Origin of the sequence: Citricoccus sp. CH26A, assembly GCF_000224415.1 — a bacterium.
Lineage (GTDB): Bacteria > Actinomycetota > Actinomycetes > Actinomycetales > Micrococcaceae > Citricoccus.
Genome location: NZ_AFXQ01000005.1, coordinates 14,776 through 29,337, shown reverse-complemented (window position 1 = coordinate 29,337; position 14,562 = coordinate 14,776). Strand labels below are relative to the sequence as shown.

Below are 14,562 nucleotides of genomic sequence, written 5' to 3'. Positions count from 1 at the left end.
CTTCGGCCGTCGGAGGGGTCCGCGTGCGCGCCGTGACGGGCAGCGTGGGCCAGATCACTGCAGTTGTGCACAACATGCAGTCGTGCAAAAATATGGTCCATGACCCCTGCGGATACCCTCTCCCTGCGCGAGCGCAAAAAGCTCGAGACGTGGAATCTCATCCACGACGCAGCCGCCGGACTGGCCCTGGACGAGGACATCCCCTGCGTGACCGTCGAGGCCATCGCCAGCGAGGCCGGAGTGTCCCAGCGGACCTTCTTCAACTACTTCCCCACCAAGGAGGACGCCATCCTCGGCGTCCGCAGCCCCCAGCCCCCGGAACTGCCCGAGGGATTCCTGGACGGGGACGGCCTGCTGCGCCGCACCACGGAGCTGATGCTCGGCGTCAGCCGCAGCGCCTACGCCGAGGGGGACGTCGAGCGCCGGGGCCGGTTGTTCGCCAAGTTCCCGCACCTGCTCATCCGGCGCCGGGAACTGTCCCTGGAGTGTGAGGACCTCGTCCAACGCGCGCTCGCCGCGGCGATGGCCGGCCATCCGGAGTGGTCGCAGGGACTGCACGGGCACGGGGTCGAGGACACCGCCCGGATGCTGACCACCGCGGCGGGCACCCCGTTGCGCTACGTGATCATGGCCCAGGGCCCGCTGCCCACCGGACAGCTGGAGCCGGAGGCCGTCCTCGACGCGATCGAACTGTTCCAAGACCTCTACAGGAAGCTTTCATGACCCAGACCCCCCGCGACCGCCGTCGAAGTCCCACCGCCACCGCCTCGACGAAGGCCGGCGCCTCCGGTGCGTCCCCGAACCGGGCCGAGGCCGATTCGACGATCCCCCCGGGGACGCTCGTCCCGCTCTTCGTCGGCCTGATGCTGGCGATGCTGCTGGCCGCGCTGAACCAGACGGTCTTCGCCACGGCCCTGCCCACGATCGTGGGCGAGCTCAACGGGGTGAGCCAGATGGTGTGGGTCATCACCGCCTACATCCTGGCCACCACCATCGTCATGCCGATCTACGGCAAGGTCGGTGACCAGATCGGCCGCAGGCCGCTGCTCATCGCCGCGATCAGCCTGTTCATGCTTGGCTCCGTGGTCGGCGGCCTGGCCGGGGACATGGGCATGCTGATCCTGTCCCGCGTCATCCAGGGCATCGGCGGTGGTGGACTGATGATCCTGGCCCAGGCGGCCATTGCCGACGTGGTCCCCGCCCGGGAGCGCGGCAAGTACATGGGCGTCATGGGCGGGGTGTTCGCCCTGGCCTCCGTGGTGGGCCCCCTGCTCGGCGGGTGGTTCACGGACGGACCCGGCTGGCGCTGGGCCTTCTGGATCAACATCCCGATCGGCGTGCTGGCCCTGTTGGCCGCGATCTTCTTCCTCAAGCTGCCCCGCCACCGCCACGGTCGCCCGACCCTGGACTGGTACGGGATGTCCCTGATCGCCGTCGCCACCACCGCCCTGGTGCTGGTCACCACCTGGGGCGGTGGCACCTACGCGTGGTCCGACCCGGTCATCCTGGGCCTGATCGCCGTGACCGTCGTGGCCGGCGTCGTCTTCGTGCTGGTCGAACGGCGCACCGCCGAGCCCCTGATCCCGATGTCCCTGTTCCGCGAGACCAACTTCGTGCTGACCACCGTGGCCGGCCTGTTCATCGGCGTGGCCATGTTCGGCGCCCTCGGGTACATGCCCACGTACCTGCAGATGTCCTTCGGCCTGGACGCTTCCGTCGCCGGCCTGGCGATGATCCCCATGATGGGTGCCATGCTGCTCACCTCGACGGCGTCCGGGGCGTTGATCTCCCGGTACGGCAAGTACAAGTGGTACCCCGTGGTGGGCGCGCTGGTCATCGCCGTCGCCCTGGTCCTGCTGTCCCTGATGGACCCGCACCAGCCCCTCTGGATGGCCTGCGGCTACATGGCCCTGCTGGGGATGGGCCTCGGCCTGTCCATGCAGAACCTCGTGCTGATCGTGCAGAACACCTTCCCCGTCACCATGGTCGGCACCGCCACGGCCTCCAACAACTACTTCCGCCAGATCGGCGCCACCCTGGGCTCCTCCCTGGTCGGCAGCCTGTTCGCCTCGCGGCTGGCCGGGCTGCTGGTCGAGCGACTGCCCTCGGCGGGTGCAGGCCAGATGGGCAGTGCGGAGTCGTTGACCCCGGCCGCGGTGTCCGCCCTGCCGGATCCGCTGCACGACCTGGTGATCACCGCCTACTCGGACGCCCTGACCCCGATCTTCCTGTGGATCGCGCCGCTGGGCCTGATCGCCGCCGTCCTGCTGGTGTTCGTCACGGAGAAGCCGCTGGCCACCCGGATCGAGCGGACGGTGGAGTCCGAACCGCTGGCCACGGGCAGCCTCTCGATCGTCATGCCCGGCTCGAACCACGAGCCCGCGGGTGACTCCGCGCCCGAGCGGAGCCATGCACCCGCACTGCGGTCCCGGTAGCGCCGCCGTCGTCGACCGCTCGCGCGGTCGGCGAGCCGGCTCCGGCCGCCGTGGTGGGCGGGTCAGCTCTCGACGGGGTCGGTGTCCGGGGACGTGGTCGCCGGTGCCTCGAAGGGCGCATCGTCCGGTCCCACGAAGGGGATGACCTCGGCGTCGCCCGTGGAGGGGCTGCCCGTCCAGGACTCGCCCTCCAGGCTGTAGACCACGCACTGGATGGTGCGGTCTCCCTCGGCCCAGGCTCGTTCCGTGGGTCGGAACGTGTATACGTCCCAGCCTGAGGACTCGTACGGCTCCCCGACGTAGTCCTCGAACGCCGTCCCCAGGCATGCGTCCTCGGGTTCGAGCCAGAGGTGTTCCCGGTGCTCGCCGGGGAACTCGTTCACGGACTCGGGCACGGTGACCACGTGGAGCAACTCGGAGTCGTGTTCCTCGGTGCAGTCCACGGTGGTCACGGCATTGCCCACGTCCTCGAACCCGTTGAAGCAGTCGCCGACGGCCAGTCCGGTGATGTCGGTGCGGTCCGGGTTGATCTCCACGCCGAACCCGCGGGCGAACTCGTCCACCTCGTTGGCGGATCCGATCGTCACGGAACGTCACGGCCGTGTTGCCAGAAACGCGGCGCACCGCTAAGGTGTGAGCGCAGTCACAACCGAAGAGCCGTTGAGTGCGGCGGGAGAGTCCCGTCCAGCAGCACCGGTCGGGCGCCGTAGGAGCAAATCCTCCCCAGGAAACTCTCAGGCCCCCGTACCGCCGCATCGAGGCACATCTGGAAAGTAGCGCGGCATCCTCCGCGTTCGCCGAAGGAGCAAGTCCCGCCCGGGTGGGATGGAAACTCTCAGGCCGAGCTACAGATCGGGGAGGAACACACGGACAGCGCGCGGACACCGCGCAGAAGCCTGGAGTTCCCTCATGCCGATCACCCCCGTTCTTCGGAACGCCTTCGACCTGCCCGACGCCACCCTCACCGACCGTGTGGTCGGGCCGGGCCGGTACGCGGCCGTGACCGCTGCCCACCCGGACCTCGACCCGATCGGAGCCGGGCGCTGAGGCCCGGGACAACACCATGAGCATCAGCGTCTTCGACCTGTTCACCGTCGGCATCGGTCCCTCCAGTTCGCACACCGTCGGTCCCATGCGGGCCGCGCGCCGGTTCGCCGAGACCCTGGTCGCCGGGGACCTCCTGGAGCGCACCGCCGACCTGCGCTTGGATATCTACGGATCCCTTGCGGCCACCGGTCGCGGCCACGGCACCTTCACCGCGATCCTGCTCGGGCTGGAGGGCTACGATCCGGAGCTCATCCTGCCCGACCAGGTCGAGGAGCGGCTGGCCGACATCGACGCCACCGGGACCCTGCGCCTGTGCTCCGCCCTCGGGGCGGGCAAGGACCTGCCCTACGGGGTGGAGGACATGGTCCAGCACCCGCTGACCGTGCTCGATCGGCACACCAACGGCATGCGGTTCCAGGCGCTGGACGCCGAGGGCTCCGTCCTGGCGGATGAGACCTGGTTCTCCGTGGGCGGCGGTTTCATCGTCCGCGAGGACGAGGAGGACGCCGGCGGGGACCAGCAGGAGGCGTCCGGGGCCACGGTGCCCCACCCGTTCCGCACCGCCCAGCAACTCCTGGAGCACTGCCACGCCACCGGGATGGACATCAGCGAGGTCATGCTGGCCAACGAGCGGACCCGGCGGACCGAGGACGAGATCCGCGCCGGGCTGCTGCACATCTGGACCGTGATGGAGGAGTGCAAGGACTCGAGCCTGCGGCGCACCGGCCTGCTGCCGGGTGGACTGAACGTCGCCCGCCGGGCCCCGGAGTGGCACCGCCGCCTGCGCGAAGAGGACCCGGACCGGGACCCGAAGTTCTGGCAGGAGTGGGTCAACCTGGTCGCGCTGGCGGTCAACGAGGAGAACGCCTCGGGCGGCCGGGTCGTCACCGCCCCCACCAACGGGGCCGCCGGCATCATCCCGGCAGTGCTGTTCTACGCCACCCACTACTCCCCGGCCGCCGTCGACGCGGCCGCCCGGGGGCCCGAGGCGCTCCGCGTCGCGCGGGAGCAGATCGTCAACCGGTTCCTCCTGGCCGCCGCGGCGGTGGGTGTGCTGTACAAGGAGCAGGCCTCCATCTCGGGCGCCGAGGTCGGCTGCCAGGGTGAGGTCGGTTCGGCCTCCTCCATGGCGGCCGCCGGCCTGGCGGAGGTCCTCGGTGGTTCACCCGCCCACGTGGAGAACGCCGCGGAGATCGCCATGGAGCACAACCTCGGCCTGACCTGTGACCCCATCGGCGGACTCGTGCAGATCCCCTGCATCGAGCGCAACGCGATCGCCGCGGCCAAGGCGATCAACGCGGCCAAGATGGCGATGTGGGGTGACGGCACCCACCGGGTCAGCCTGGACGAGGTCATCGTCACCATGCGTGAGACCGGCAAGGACATGAGCCACAAGTACAAGGAGACGGCCCTGGGCGGACTGGCCGTCAACGTCGTCGAATGCTGAGACTCGACGCCCGCGGGCGATAATCCCTCGGGCAAGACTCCGGATCACCGACCCGGGGCCATCCCACGCCCATACGTCGATCATCACTGGGAAGAGGCTCCTCATGAGCGAAAACCCGCAAGCGCCCCACCTCGAACGGGCATTGTCCAACCGTCACATCCAGCTGATCGCCATCGGAGGCGCGATCGGCACCGGCCTGTTCATGGGCTCGGGCAAGACCATCGCGGTCGCCGGACCCTCGGTGATCTTCGTCTACATGATCATCGGCTTCATGCTGTTCTTCGTCATGCGCGCCATGGGTGAGCTGCTGCTGAGCAACACGGACTACAAGAACTTCTCCGACTTCGCCGGGGACCTTCTCGGGCCCTGGGCGGCCTTCTTCACCGGGTGGACCTACTGGTTCTGCTGGGTGGTCACCGGGATCGCCGACGTCGTCGCGATTGCCCACTACGTGTCCTTCTGGTGGGGGGACCTGCCGCTCTGGATCCCCGCGGTGGCCTGCATCGTCCTCCTGGTCGGGCTGAACCTGCCCTCGGTGAAGGCGTTCGGCGAGACCGAGTTCTGGTTCGCCCTGATCAAGATCGTGGCCATCCTGGCGCTGATCGTCGTGGGCCTGGGCATGATCATCACCGGCTTCGAGTCCGACGGCACCCGGGCGGCGTTCTCCAACCTGTGGACCGAGGGCGGGATGTTCCCCACCGGTTTCATGGGCTTCGTCGCCGGGTTCCAGATCGCGGTCTTCGCCTTCGTCGGCATCGAGCTGGTCGGCACCACCGCCGCCGAGGCCAAGGACCCGGAGAAGAACCTGCCCCGGGCGATCAACTCCATCCCGGTGCGCATCCTGCTGTTCTATGTGGGTGCCCTCATCATCCTGATGGCCGTGAAGCCCTGGACCGCCTACAGCGCGGAGGAGTCCCCGTTCGTGGGCATGTTCGCCCTGGCCGGGCTGGTCGGCGCGGCCGGGGTCGTGAACTTCATCGTCCTGACCTCCGCGACGTCCTCGGCGAACTCGGGGATCTACTCGACCTCGCGCATGGTCTACGGCCTGGCCCAGGAGGGTGATGCCCCCAAGGCCTTTGGCCGGCTGTCCTCCCGGAAGGTCCCGAAGAACGCGCTGCTGTTCTCCTGCATGTTCCTGCTGGCCGGCGTGGCCCTGCTCTACGCGGAGGGTGGTGTCGCGGAGGCCTTCACCCTGGTGACCTCGGTGTCCGCGCTCTGCTTCATGTTCGTATGGTCGATCATCCTCGTCAGCTATCTCGTCTACCGCCGTCGCCGCCCGCAGCTGCACGCGGTGAGCGCGTTCAAGATGCCCGGTGGGACGTTCATGCCCTACGTGGTGCTGGCCTTCTTCGCGTTCATCATCTGGGCGCTGACCACCCAGGCCGACACCCTGGCGGCCCTGGTCGTCACCCCGCTGTGGTTCGTCGCTCTCGGCATCGGGTACCTCGTGCTGCGCCGCAACCCGGAGCACGCCGCCACGCGCGCCCTGCACGAGGCCCAGGTCCGCCGGGAGCTGGAGGAGCGGGACGCCTACCTGCAGGACCAGGAGTCGAGGGAGCCCACGCGCGTGTCCTGACGCCCACCGCCGCGCGGCGCGCGTCCGCTCACCGCCGCCCGCGTCGCCGTCGTGCCCGCGTCGCCACGATGTCTGTCCGGATGCCGGGTCACCCCTGGTATGCGTCGGCTTCCAGGCGCCGGGCCAGGGCCCGCATCTCGGCGGCGCTGTCCAGGGCCTGCCGGGCCGCGCTGAACCCGGCCTCCTCCAGGGCCCTGGCCTCCGCCTCCATGCGATCGGCCTGCTCGTAGAGGGCGACGGCGGCCAGGGTGCGTTCGCGCCGGTCCAGCTGGCCCCGCCGCTCGATCGCGGCCCCCTCCTCCCGGACGTCGCGCATGCTCGACCACGTCAGCAGCGAGGCGCCCACGGCGACGAACAGGATCAGCAGAAGGACCACGAGCGCGGGAAACATCGGCCTCTTTCGTCCGCAGGGCACAGGGACGCCTCCAGTGTCCCGCTCCGGGCGCTCCCGCAACAGGGGAGGCGCCACCGTACCGGGGACGCACGCCACGCCGGGCAGGGCTCAGCCGCGCAGCGTCACCAGGTTCCCGAGCGCCCGCACGGCCAGGTCCCGGGCCCCGGTGCGGCGGGTCCTGTTGCTGACCCGGGCCATCAGCGCCGAGGCCCGCACGATCCGCTGGGTCGGTGCGCGCCGAGCATCGTCATAACGGCGCAGGCCCTCGGCGACGGTCGGGGCACCCACCAGGGACTCGGCCAGCACCAGCCCGTCGGTCAGTGCCTCCCCACCCCCGCGGCCCAGGTGCGGCAGCATCGCGTGCGCGGCGTCGCCCACCAGCACCGTATTGGCCGAGACGTAGGAGGGCATCGGCTGCGACCACTTCAGCCGGCGGCGGTCGATCGACGCGGGGGAGACGGCCTCGAGCACCCGTTGTACGCCGGCGTGCCAGCCGGCGAACTCCCGGCGCATCACGGTCAGCGGGTCCTGGGCCCGGGAACCGGCCCGCTCCAGCGGCAGGCACGCGTACCAGTTGGTGCCACCGCCGGGGAACGGGCTGGTCCCGAACAGCAGTTCCGCGCCCCACGTCTCGTCGGCACCCCCGCTGGGCACCGGCGCCACGCCGCGGAAGGCGACCAGGCCGGCGTCGGACACGCGGGCTGCCGGGAACGCCGCGGCACGCACGGCGCTGTTGATCCCGTCCGCACCCACGACGACGTCCGACGGCGGGGCGGGGGCGTCCGGTCCCACGGGGGTGGAGAAGCGCACGGTGCCCTCGGGCAGGCCGGCGAGCAGTGCCTCGAGGAGGGTCATCCGCGGGACCAGGTGCAGGCCGGGGCCCCGGCCGCGGAGACTGAGCTGGGCCAGGACGGTGCCGTCGGGCCGCAGGATCCGGCCGCCGGAGACCCCGCCGGTCGCCTCGCCGGAGGTCCCGACGCCGGGGCTCATCGGGCCGCTGCCGGCCGCGGGGGCCAACCGCCCGGCGACGCCGAGGGAGACCAGGGTGCGCCAGGCGCCAGGCCAGATGCCCAGCTGGGTCCCGGCCGTGGAGAGGGACCGTTCGCGTTCCAGGACGGTGACGTGCCACCCGGCGTGGTGCAGCGCGGTGGCGGTGGCCAGTCCGGCGATGCCCGCGCCGACGATCGTGGCGGTGTTCATGCGCTCATTGTGGCAGTCCCGGACCCGCCGCCAGTCCGTGCACCGCCTGGAACACGGCGCCCATCCTCTCGTCCGCCTCGACCTGGCTGAGGAAGACGACGATCGTGCCGTCCGGGTCGATGAGGAAGGTCGTGCCCTGGCCGCCGGACCAGCCCAGGCGCCCGGGATGGTCCCCGGAGGTCTCCACGGAGATGCCATAGCCCCACCCGGTCGTGTCCCAGAACCCGGGGATCATGCTCTCGGGGGTCTTGGCCTGCGGGGCCACCTGGTCGCGGGTCATCTCGGCCACGAGCACGGCATCCAGGAATCGGTGTCCCGCATGGCGTCCGCCGTCGGCGAGCATGCGGGCGAACCGCAGGTAGTCCCGGGCCGTGGAGACGAGCTCACCATGGGCGGTGTCGAAGGCCGGCTCGCCCACGTAGAAGCCCCCGCCGAGCGGCTCGGTCTCCCGCAGCTTCCCGTCCACGCGGCGGAAGGCGGCCGGCAGGCGGGAGGCCTTCTCCGGCGGCACCCACAGGGAGGTGTCCTCCATCCCCAGGGGTGAGAAGAGCACGCGGTCCAGGTGGTCCTGGAGTCCCACGCCGGCCATCCGCTGCAGCAGGATGCCGAGCACGCTGAAGCCGTGGTGGTAGCGGAAGCCCTCTCCGGGCTGGTGCGCCAGCGGAAGGGTGGCCAGGCGTCGCAGCCATTCGTCGGCGCCCACGTCCACCGTCTGGTCCGGGCTGGCCGAGACCCCCAGGTCCATCATGCGCCGGGCCAGGGGAGAGTCCGTCATCTCCATGCCGTAACCGCAGCCGTTGACCAGCAGGTCCCGCACGGTGATCTCGCGGTCCGCGGGCACGACGTCGGACAGCTCGGCATCGTGGGCCCGCAGGACCGTGCGGTCGGCCAGTTCGGGCAGCCACCGCAGGACGGGGTCCTCCAGGCGGAGCTCACCCTCCTGCACCGCGAGCAGGGTCGCCGCGGCGGTGAGGGGCTTGGTCATGGACTGGATACGCATGAGCGCATCCGGGCGCATGGGCGGGCCGTCCTCGGCCATGGATCCGGCGCACACCACCGTGGAGCCCTCCCAGGATGTGCCGGCGCCGCTGACGACGAGAACGGCCCCGGGCACCGTTCCGTCCTCGACGAGCCGCTGCAGGAACCCCTCGAGGCGTGCGGTGGGCTCAGCAGCGTCGGCGGTCCCGGCCATGGTCTCCTCCGTCTCCGCGCGCTCATGACGCGCGCCTCGCGTCCGAGGAGCGTACCGATCACCGCGGACGGGCCGGAAGGCCTCAGGGTGAGCGCAGGTGCGCTCGCCGCCCCGCCACGGCGGCCACCACGAGCACAGCGGCGACCGCCGCGGTGACGCCGAACAGCCCGGACCACTGGCCCGCGTCCGCGAAGGGACCGGCGGCCAGGGTGCCCACGGCGCTGCCGGCGAACAGGGAGGAAGCGAACAGCGCGACGGCGGTGCCGCGCAGGGCGGGCAGCACCTCGGTGGCCCAGGCCTGCAGGGAGGTGTGCAACAGCGCCCACGTCCAGCCGAGCAGCAGGGCGGCGGCCACCACGGTGCCCACCGAGACGTGGACGGCAACGGCGGCGTACCCGGCCACCAGCCCCGCCCCGCCGAGGGCCATGATCACCGGCCGGGACAGGCGCCGGGCCAACGGGCGGACGAGGCGGCTCGAGACCAGGGTGGACAGGCCGTAGGTGGCCACGGCCAGTCCGGCGGTGGTCGCGTCCAGGCCCTGGTCCTGCAGGGCGGGGGCGAGCAGGGTGAGGATGCCGAGCACCACGGCGCCCTCGGTGAACACCAGGACCATGATCAGCAGCATCCACCGGTCGGACAATGCCGTGGTGATCGCGCGCCAGAGCCCGGTGGGTTCCGCGAGCCCGGGGTCGGACCGGCCGCGCAGCGCGAGCAGGCAGGACAGGGCGAGCACGGGCGGGATCGCGAACATCAACCGCCAGCCCACGGTCTCGCCGATGAAACCGGCCGCGGCGGTGGCCAGCGCGGTGCCCACGGCGACCGCGGACATGTTGTCCGCCAGCGCGCCGTGCCGGTGCGGGCCGGGGACGGTGTCCCCGATATACGTGATGGCAGTGGGGATGATCCCGCCGAAGAAGACCCCGGCCAGGGCGCGGGCCACGATCAGCAGGGCGAGGTTCGGCGCGAGGGCCGAGAGGATCCCCGTGACCGCGGCACCGAGCAGTGCCACGCGCATCAACCGCATCCGGCCGAACCGGTCGGACAGGGTGCCCCAGACCGGTTGCGTGAACCCGTAGGCCAGGAAGTAGACGCCGGCCACCGCCAGGGCCTGGGCGAGGGATGCGCCCAGGTCCGTGGCGAGCACCACCAGCAGCGGGGAGACCGCGAAGCGGTCGAAGCTGGAGGTGAAGGAGGCCAGGGCGACGCCGGCCGGCGGCCGAGTGGGGCGAGGGCCGGCGTCGTGATCCGCCGGGACGGGCTGCGGTGCGGAGTGCGGAAGGGGTTGGGTCACAACAGGCCAAGGTACGCGATGGTCGTTCGGGCACCTCGCAGGATCTCGTCCCGGTATTGATCACGCTCTACCAGCAGGACCGGTTCTCCTTCGACGAGCTCGTGCAGTTCTACGGCTTCGATCAGGTGGGGCCTACTCCTGCACGTCCACCACGAGTCCCTCCAGGCCCTTGTCCGCATCGGCGATGATCCCGGCATCCTCGGTGGCCTGGGCGCCGCGTTCCATGGCCTGGTCCGGGAAACCCCAGCGGACTGTCGGATGGCCGCCTCGTGCAGGCCCTTCACGGCGTTCACCGCCACGGACCTGCCCTCCAGGTCCCCGGCGACGGTACAGGGTCGCGTACCCGTCCGTCATCACTGAGAGGACTGGTCCGGGCGGGTGCGCAGGGTGCGATGTCCTCTCAGCGATGACAGAGGCTTCATCGGGAAGCCGCGAGGGCGCTGCGGGCACGTTTCACTGCTCTGGTGCACACGACGGCGCCGGCCACTGCCCCTGGCGAGGGGCGATGACCGGCGCCGCACGTGTGTGCCGTAGGGCCTCTGGCCTCAGGCGGCCGGCGGGGCCTCCTCGGCGTCCGAGGCAGGGCCACCGGCCTTGAGGAGCCCGAGGGCGTGCGGTTCCTGGAAGTTCCGCAGTCCGATGGTGCCCATCTCGCGGCCGATGCCGGACTGCTTGATGCCGCCGAAGGGGGCGCGCTGGTCCAGCAGGGCCGGCCCGTGGGTGTTGTGGAAGACGTAACCGGCCTGCAGCCGGGACCCCACCTCGCGGGCGGTCTGCTCGTCCGACGTCCACACCGAGTTGCACAGGCCGTACTGCGTGTCGTTGACCATCCGGATGCCGTCCTCGACGTCCTCGAAGGTGATGATCGGGATGGTCGGACCGAACTGCTCCTCGGTGACCACGCGCAGGGAGGGGTCCGGGTCCAGGACGAGCGAGGGGCGCATGAAGTTGCCCTCCGCCCAGTCACCCTCGGGCAGCTGCCCGAACTCCCGGACGTCGGCGCCGGAGTCCTTGGCCTCCCGGACCAGCTCGGTGACGAACTCCAGCTGGGCCTTCTGGTGGAACGGGCCCATGGTGGTGGCCGGGTCCGAGGCCGGGCCGATCTGCACCTGCTCCAGGCGCCGGGTGAGCTCGGCGACCAGCTCGTCCCGCTTGGAGGAGTGGACGTAGATGCGCTTGGCGTTCATGCACACCTGGCCCGTGGTGCCGAAGATCCCCATGAACAGCAGGTCCAGGCCCTGCTCGGTGAACTCGGCGTCGGGCAGGATCAGCACCCCGTCATTGCCGCCCAGCTCCAGGGTGACATTGGTCAGGGACTCGGCGGCCATGGCCATGATGCGCTTGCCACCGCGCACGGAGCCGGTGAAGCAGACCTTGGCCACGTCCTCGTTGGAGACCAGGGCCTCGCCGATCTCGGCGTCCTCGCCGGTGACCACGTTGAGCACCCCGACCGGCAACCGCTCGGCCATGCGCTGCACGGCGCGGGTGGTGGCCAGCGGGCAGGAGGGCGGCGGCTTGACCACCACGGTGTTCCCGGCCATCAGGGCGTAGGGCAGCGAGGCGCCGAGGATGGCGATGGGCCAGTTGAACGGGACGATGATGGTCACCACGCCCATGGGCTTGTGGGAGACGAGTACCTCGGTGGGCGGGCCGGGCAGGGCCTCGACGGCGTCGACCTCCTCGACCAGGCCGCAGGCGAGCTCGGTGCGCTGGACCATTCCCATCAGGTCGAAGGTGGACTCACCCACGACCTTGCCGTTCTCGGCGGACAGGATCCCGGCCTCGGTCTCGGAGTCCTGCATGATCGCGTCCGCGGCCTCGGCCAGGTGTGCCGCGCGTTCTACAGCGGAGAGACCGGCCCAGGCCGGGAAGGCGGCCTTGGCCGCGGCCACGGCCTCCAGGGCCTGCTCCCGGGTGGCGGCGGCGGCCTCTCCGACCACCTCGGAGGGGCGGGCCGGGTTGGTGATCGTCAGCGTGCGCTCCGCCGGATGTTCGCGGCCGCCGTAGAACAGCGGGGTGCGGACCGGGGCCTCGGTCGATGCCGCGGGGCGAGGGCTGGTGCTGGTGTCGGTCATGGTGCCTCTTTCGGGACAGGAATAGGCAGGGGGACTGGCCGGGAAGTAACGACGGCTGATGAGAACCGGGATTCTTCATGAGACAGGGCAGCGGCTGAGGCTGCTGTGAGGCAAATCACTCTCTTGATAGTGAATCAAGTGGCCATGGCCGCGTCAAGGGCGGCGGTTACCCCGTGCTCATGAGGGTCTGCACGGCTTAGCGTGTCCGGAGTCACGATCAGAGCGAGTGCCGCCCCTTCAACGAGGCACGACGCCCATCGTGCTCGTCACTCGTGACGCTATTGACCTATACCTACCCAGGGAGTTCCCCATGAAGATCGAAGCCCTCGTCGTCGAGGAGACCAACGCCCCCTTCGTCACGGAGGAACTGGAACTGCAGCAACCTGGCCCGGGCGAGGCCCTGGTGCGGGTGGTGGCCTCGGGCGTCTGCCACACGGACGCGATCACCCAGGCCGGTGACATGCCGCTGCCGCTGCCGGGCGTCCTCGGCCACGAGGGATCCGGCGTGGTGGAGGCCGTCGGCGAGGGTGTCACCTCCGTGGCGGTCGGTGACCATGTCATCATGGGCTGGCCCTACTGCGGGCAGTGCCGCAACTGCCGCCGCGGCGAGCACCGCTACTGCGAACTGCTCGGCCCGGCCGTGGTCAGCGGCCGGCGGTTCATCGGGCCCCAGGCCGGCACCTCCGCCTACACCCGCGCGGACGGTTCCCCGCTCTCCGGCCACTTCTTCGGCCAGTCCTCCTTCGCCACCTACTCATTGGCCAACGCCAACGCGCTGGTCACGGTGGACAAGGACGTCCCGCTGGACCTGGTCGGGGTGCTCGCCTGCGGCATCACCACCGGTGCCGGGGCCGTCCTGAACACCGCCCGGCCGCGGGCGGGGGAATCGCTCGTGGTCTACGGGGCCGGCGCCGTCGGGCTGGCCGCCGTCATGGCCGCCCGGAACACCCCGGCCACCACCATCATCGCGATCGACCTGCACGACTCCCGGCTCGAGCTGGCCACCCGCTACGGCGCCACCCACGTCATCAACTCGCTGCACGAGAACGCACTGGAGCGCATCCGGGAGATCTGCGGCGGCCCGGCCGACTACGCCCTGGACTGCACCGGTGTCATCCCCGTCATCGAGGAGGCCGCCGAGGCCGTGGGCATGCTCGGCACGCTCATCCTCATCGGCGGCGCCCCGGCCGGGGCCCGCTTCAGCCTGGACCACCTCGGCGCGCTGTGGGGCAAGCGCGTGGTCGGCACGCTCGGCGGCTCGGGCACCTCCCAGGAGCTCATCCCCGCACTGATCAAGCTCTACCAGCAGGGCCGGTTCCCGTTCGACGAGCTCGTGCAGTTCTACGGCTTCGACCAGGTGGAGGACGCCTTCGCGGACAGCAAGTCCGGCACCACCATCAAGCCCGTGCTGCGCATCGGCCAGGCCTGACAGGGCAGGGGCCGCCCACGGAGGGATCCTCCGCGGGAACGCACTGCGGCCCCGGACCCATGACGGGTTCCGGGGCCGCAGCCGCTGGTTCAGAGGGTGTGCCGGTCTACTTCAGGCCGTCCTTGAGGTCCTTGGCAGCGTCCTTGACGTTCTCGCCAGCCTGCTTGGCATGGCCCTCGGCGTTCTGGGCCTTGCCCTCTGCCTGCAGGTCGGGGTTGTCGGTGGCATCGCCAATCTTGTCCTTGGCACCTCCAACAACCTTGTCGGTCGCATTGCTGATCTTGTCTCCGAGTCCCATGGGCACTCCCTTCTGTCGGCGATCAAGTCCTCTCACCCTATGTCCCTGCGTGTCCACGGGGAACCCTCCGGCCGGTGGTTTCCTCCTGGCGAACGCATGCCCCGGCGACCGCCGGCGGCCACCCCGCCCCCGGTCGTGCACGACCGGCCCACCCCAGGTGATGCGTCGGGGGTGGGGA

The 14,562-nt window shown here is 70.7% G+C and carries 13 protein-coding genes and 1 riboswitch; of the genes, 6 read left to right on the top strand and 7 right to left on the bottom strand.

All coding sequences use genetic code 11. The annotated features are described in order from the left end of the window. Positions 1–99 precede the first annotated feature (99 nt). On the top strand, positions 100–723 hold the full coding sequence (locus CITRI_RS18340) for a TetR/AcrR family transcriptional regulator (RefSeq protein WP_010143499.1): 624 nt from the start codon (positions 100–102) through the stop codon (positions 721–723). After that, a complete protein-coding gene (locus CITRI_RS0104755) occupies positions 720–2,435 on the top strand; it encodes an MDR family MFS transporter (protein WP_010143498.1) in 1,716 nt (571 codons plus the stop codon). Before CITRI_RS18340 ends, CITRI_RS0104755 begins: the two co-directional genes overlap by 4 nt. A gap of 62 nt (positions 2,436–2,497) precedes the next feature. Here CITRI_RS0104755 and CITRI_RS18335 read toward each other — a convergent pair whose 3' ends face one another. After that, positions 2,498–3,022, bottom strand: coding sequence for a septum formation family protein (locus CITRI_RS18335; RefSeq protein WP_010143497.1), 525 nt, complete (start codon positions 3,020–3,022; stop codon positions 2,498–2,500). A 73-nt stretch (positions 3,023–3,095) separates the two neighbouring features. Next, positions 3,096–3,195: riboswitch (glycine riboswitch) on the top strand. Positions 3,196–3,344: 149 nt separating this feature from the next. Here CITRI_RS18335 and CITRI_RS19590 point away from each other — a divergent pair. The 3 genes from CITRI_RS19590 to cycA all read left to right on the top strand — a co-directional run bounded on the left by CITRI_RS19590 (position 3,345) and on the right by cycA (position 6,505). Further along, entirely contained in the window at positions 3,345–3,482 is a 138-nt protein-coding gene (locus CITRI_RS19590; protein WP_157998902.1) for a hypothetical protein, read from the top strand. Between the two features lie 16 nt (positions 3,483–3,498). Next, positions 3,499–4,929, top strand: a complete 1,431-nt coding sequence (locus CITRI_RS0104740) for an L-serine ammonia-lyase (RefSeq protein WP_010143496.1) — start codon at positions 3,499–3,501, stop codon at positions 4,927–4,929. 103 nt (positions 4,930–5,032) lie between these two features. Then, entirely contained in the window at positions 5,033–6,505 is a 1,473-nt protein-coding gene (gene cycA, locus CITRI_RS0104735; RefSeq protein ID WP_040385691.1) for a D-serine/D-alanine/glycine transporter, read from the top strand. Between the two features lie 88 nt (positions 6,506–6,593). On the opposite strand, the gene CITRI_RS0104730 is transcribed toward cycA, so the two are convergent. From CITRI_RS0104730 to CITRI_RS0104705, 5 genes are all read right to left on the bottom strand, one after another. After that, positions 6,594–6,896 (bottom strand): hypothetical protein, encoded by a 303-nt coding sequence (locus CITRI_RS0104730; RefSeq protein WP_010143494.1) that lies wholly within the window; start codon positions 6,894–6,896, stop codon positions 6,594–6,596. A 111-nt stretch (positions 6,897–7,007) separates the two neighbouring features. Further along, positions 7,008–8,099 (bottom strand): FAD-dependent oxidoreductase, encoded by a 1,092-nt coding sequence (locus tag CITRI_RS0104725; RefSeq protein ID WP_010143493.1) that lies wholly within the window; start codon positions 8,097–8,099, stop codon positions 7,008–7,010. Between the two features lie 4 nt (positions 8,100–8,103). Continuing rightward, positions 8,104–9,291, bottom strand: a complete 1,188-nt coding sequence (locus CITRI_RS0104720) for a serine hydrolase (protein ID WP_010143492.1) — start codon at positions 9,289–9,291, stop codon at positions 8,104–8,106. 82 nt (positions 9,292–9,373) lie between these two features. After that, positions 9,374–10,582: an MFS transporter gene (locus tag CITRI_RS0104715; RefSeq protein ID WP_010143491.1), complete on the bottom strand. Its 1,209-nt coding sequence runs from the start codon at positions 10,580–10,582 to the stop codon at positions 9,374–9,376. 545 nt (positions 10,583–11,127) lie between these two features. Beyond that, on the bottom strand, positions 11,128–12,657 hold the full coding sequence (locus tag CITRI_RS0104705; protein ID WP_010143490.1) for an aldehyde dehydrogenase family protein: 1,530 nt from the start codon (positions 12,655–12,657) through the stop codon (positions 11,128–11,130). Between the two features lie 310 nt (positions 12,658–12,967). Between CITRI_RS0104705 and CITRI_RS0104700 the strand changes: the two genes are divergently transcribed. Further along, entirely contained in the window at positions 12,968–14,086 is a 1,119-nt protein-coding gene (locus CITRI_RS0104700; RefSeq protein ID WP_010143489.1) for an NAD(P)-dependent alcohol dehydrogenase, read from the top strand. A 106-nt stretch (positions 14,087–14,192) separates the two neighbouring features. On the opposite strand, the gene CITRI_RS0104695 is transcribed toward CITRI_RS0104700, so the two are convergent. Continuing rightward, entirely contained in the window at positions 14,193–14,384 is a 192-nt protein-coding gene (locus tag CITRI_RS0104695) for a CsbD family protein (protein ID WP_010143488.1), read from the bottom strand. Positions 14,385–14,562: the final 178 nt, after the last annotated feature.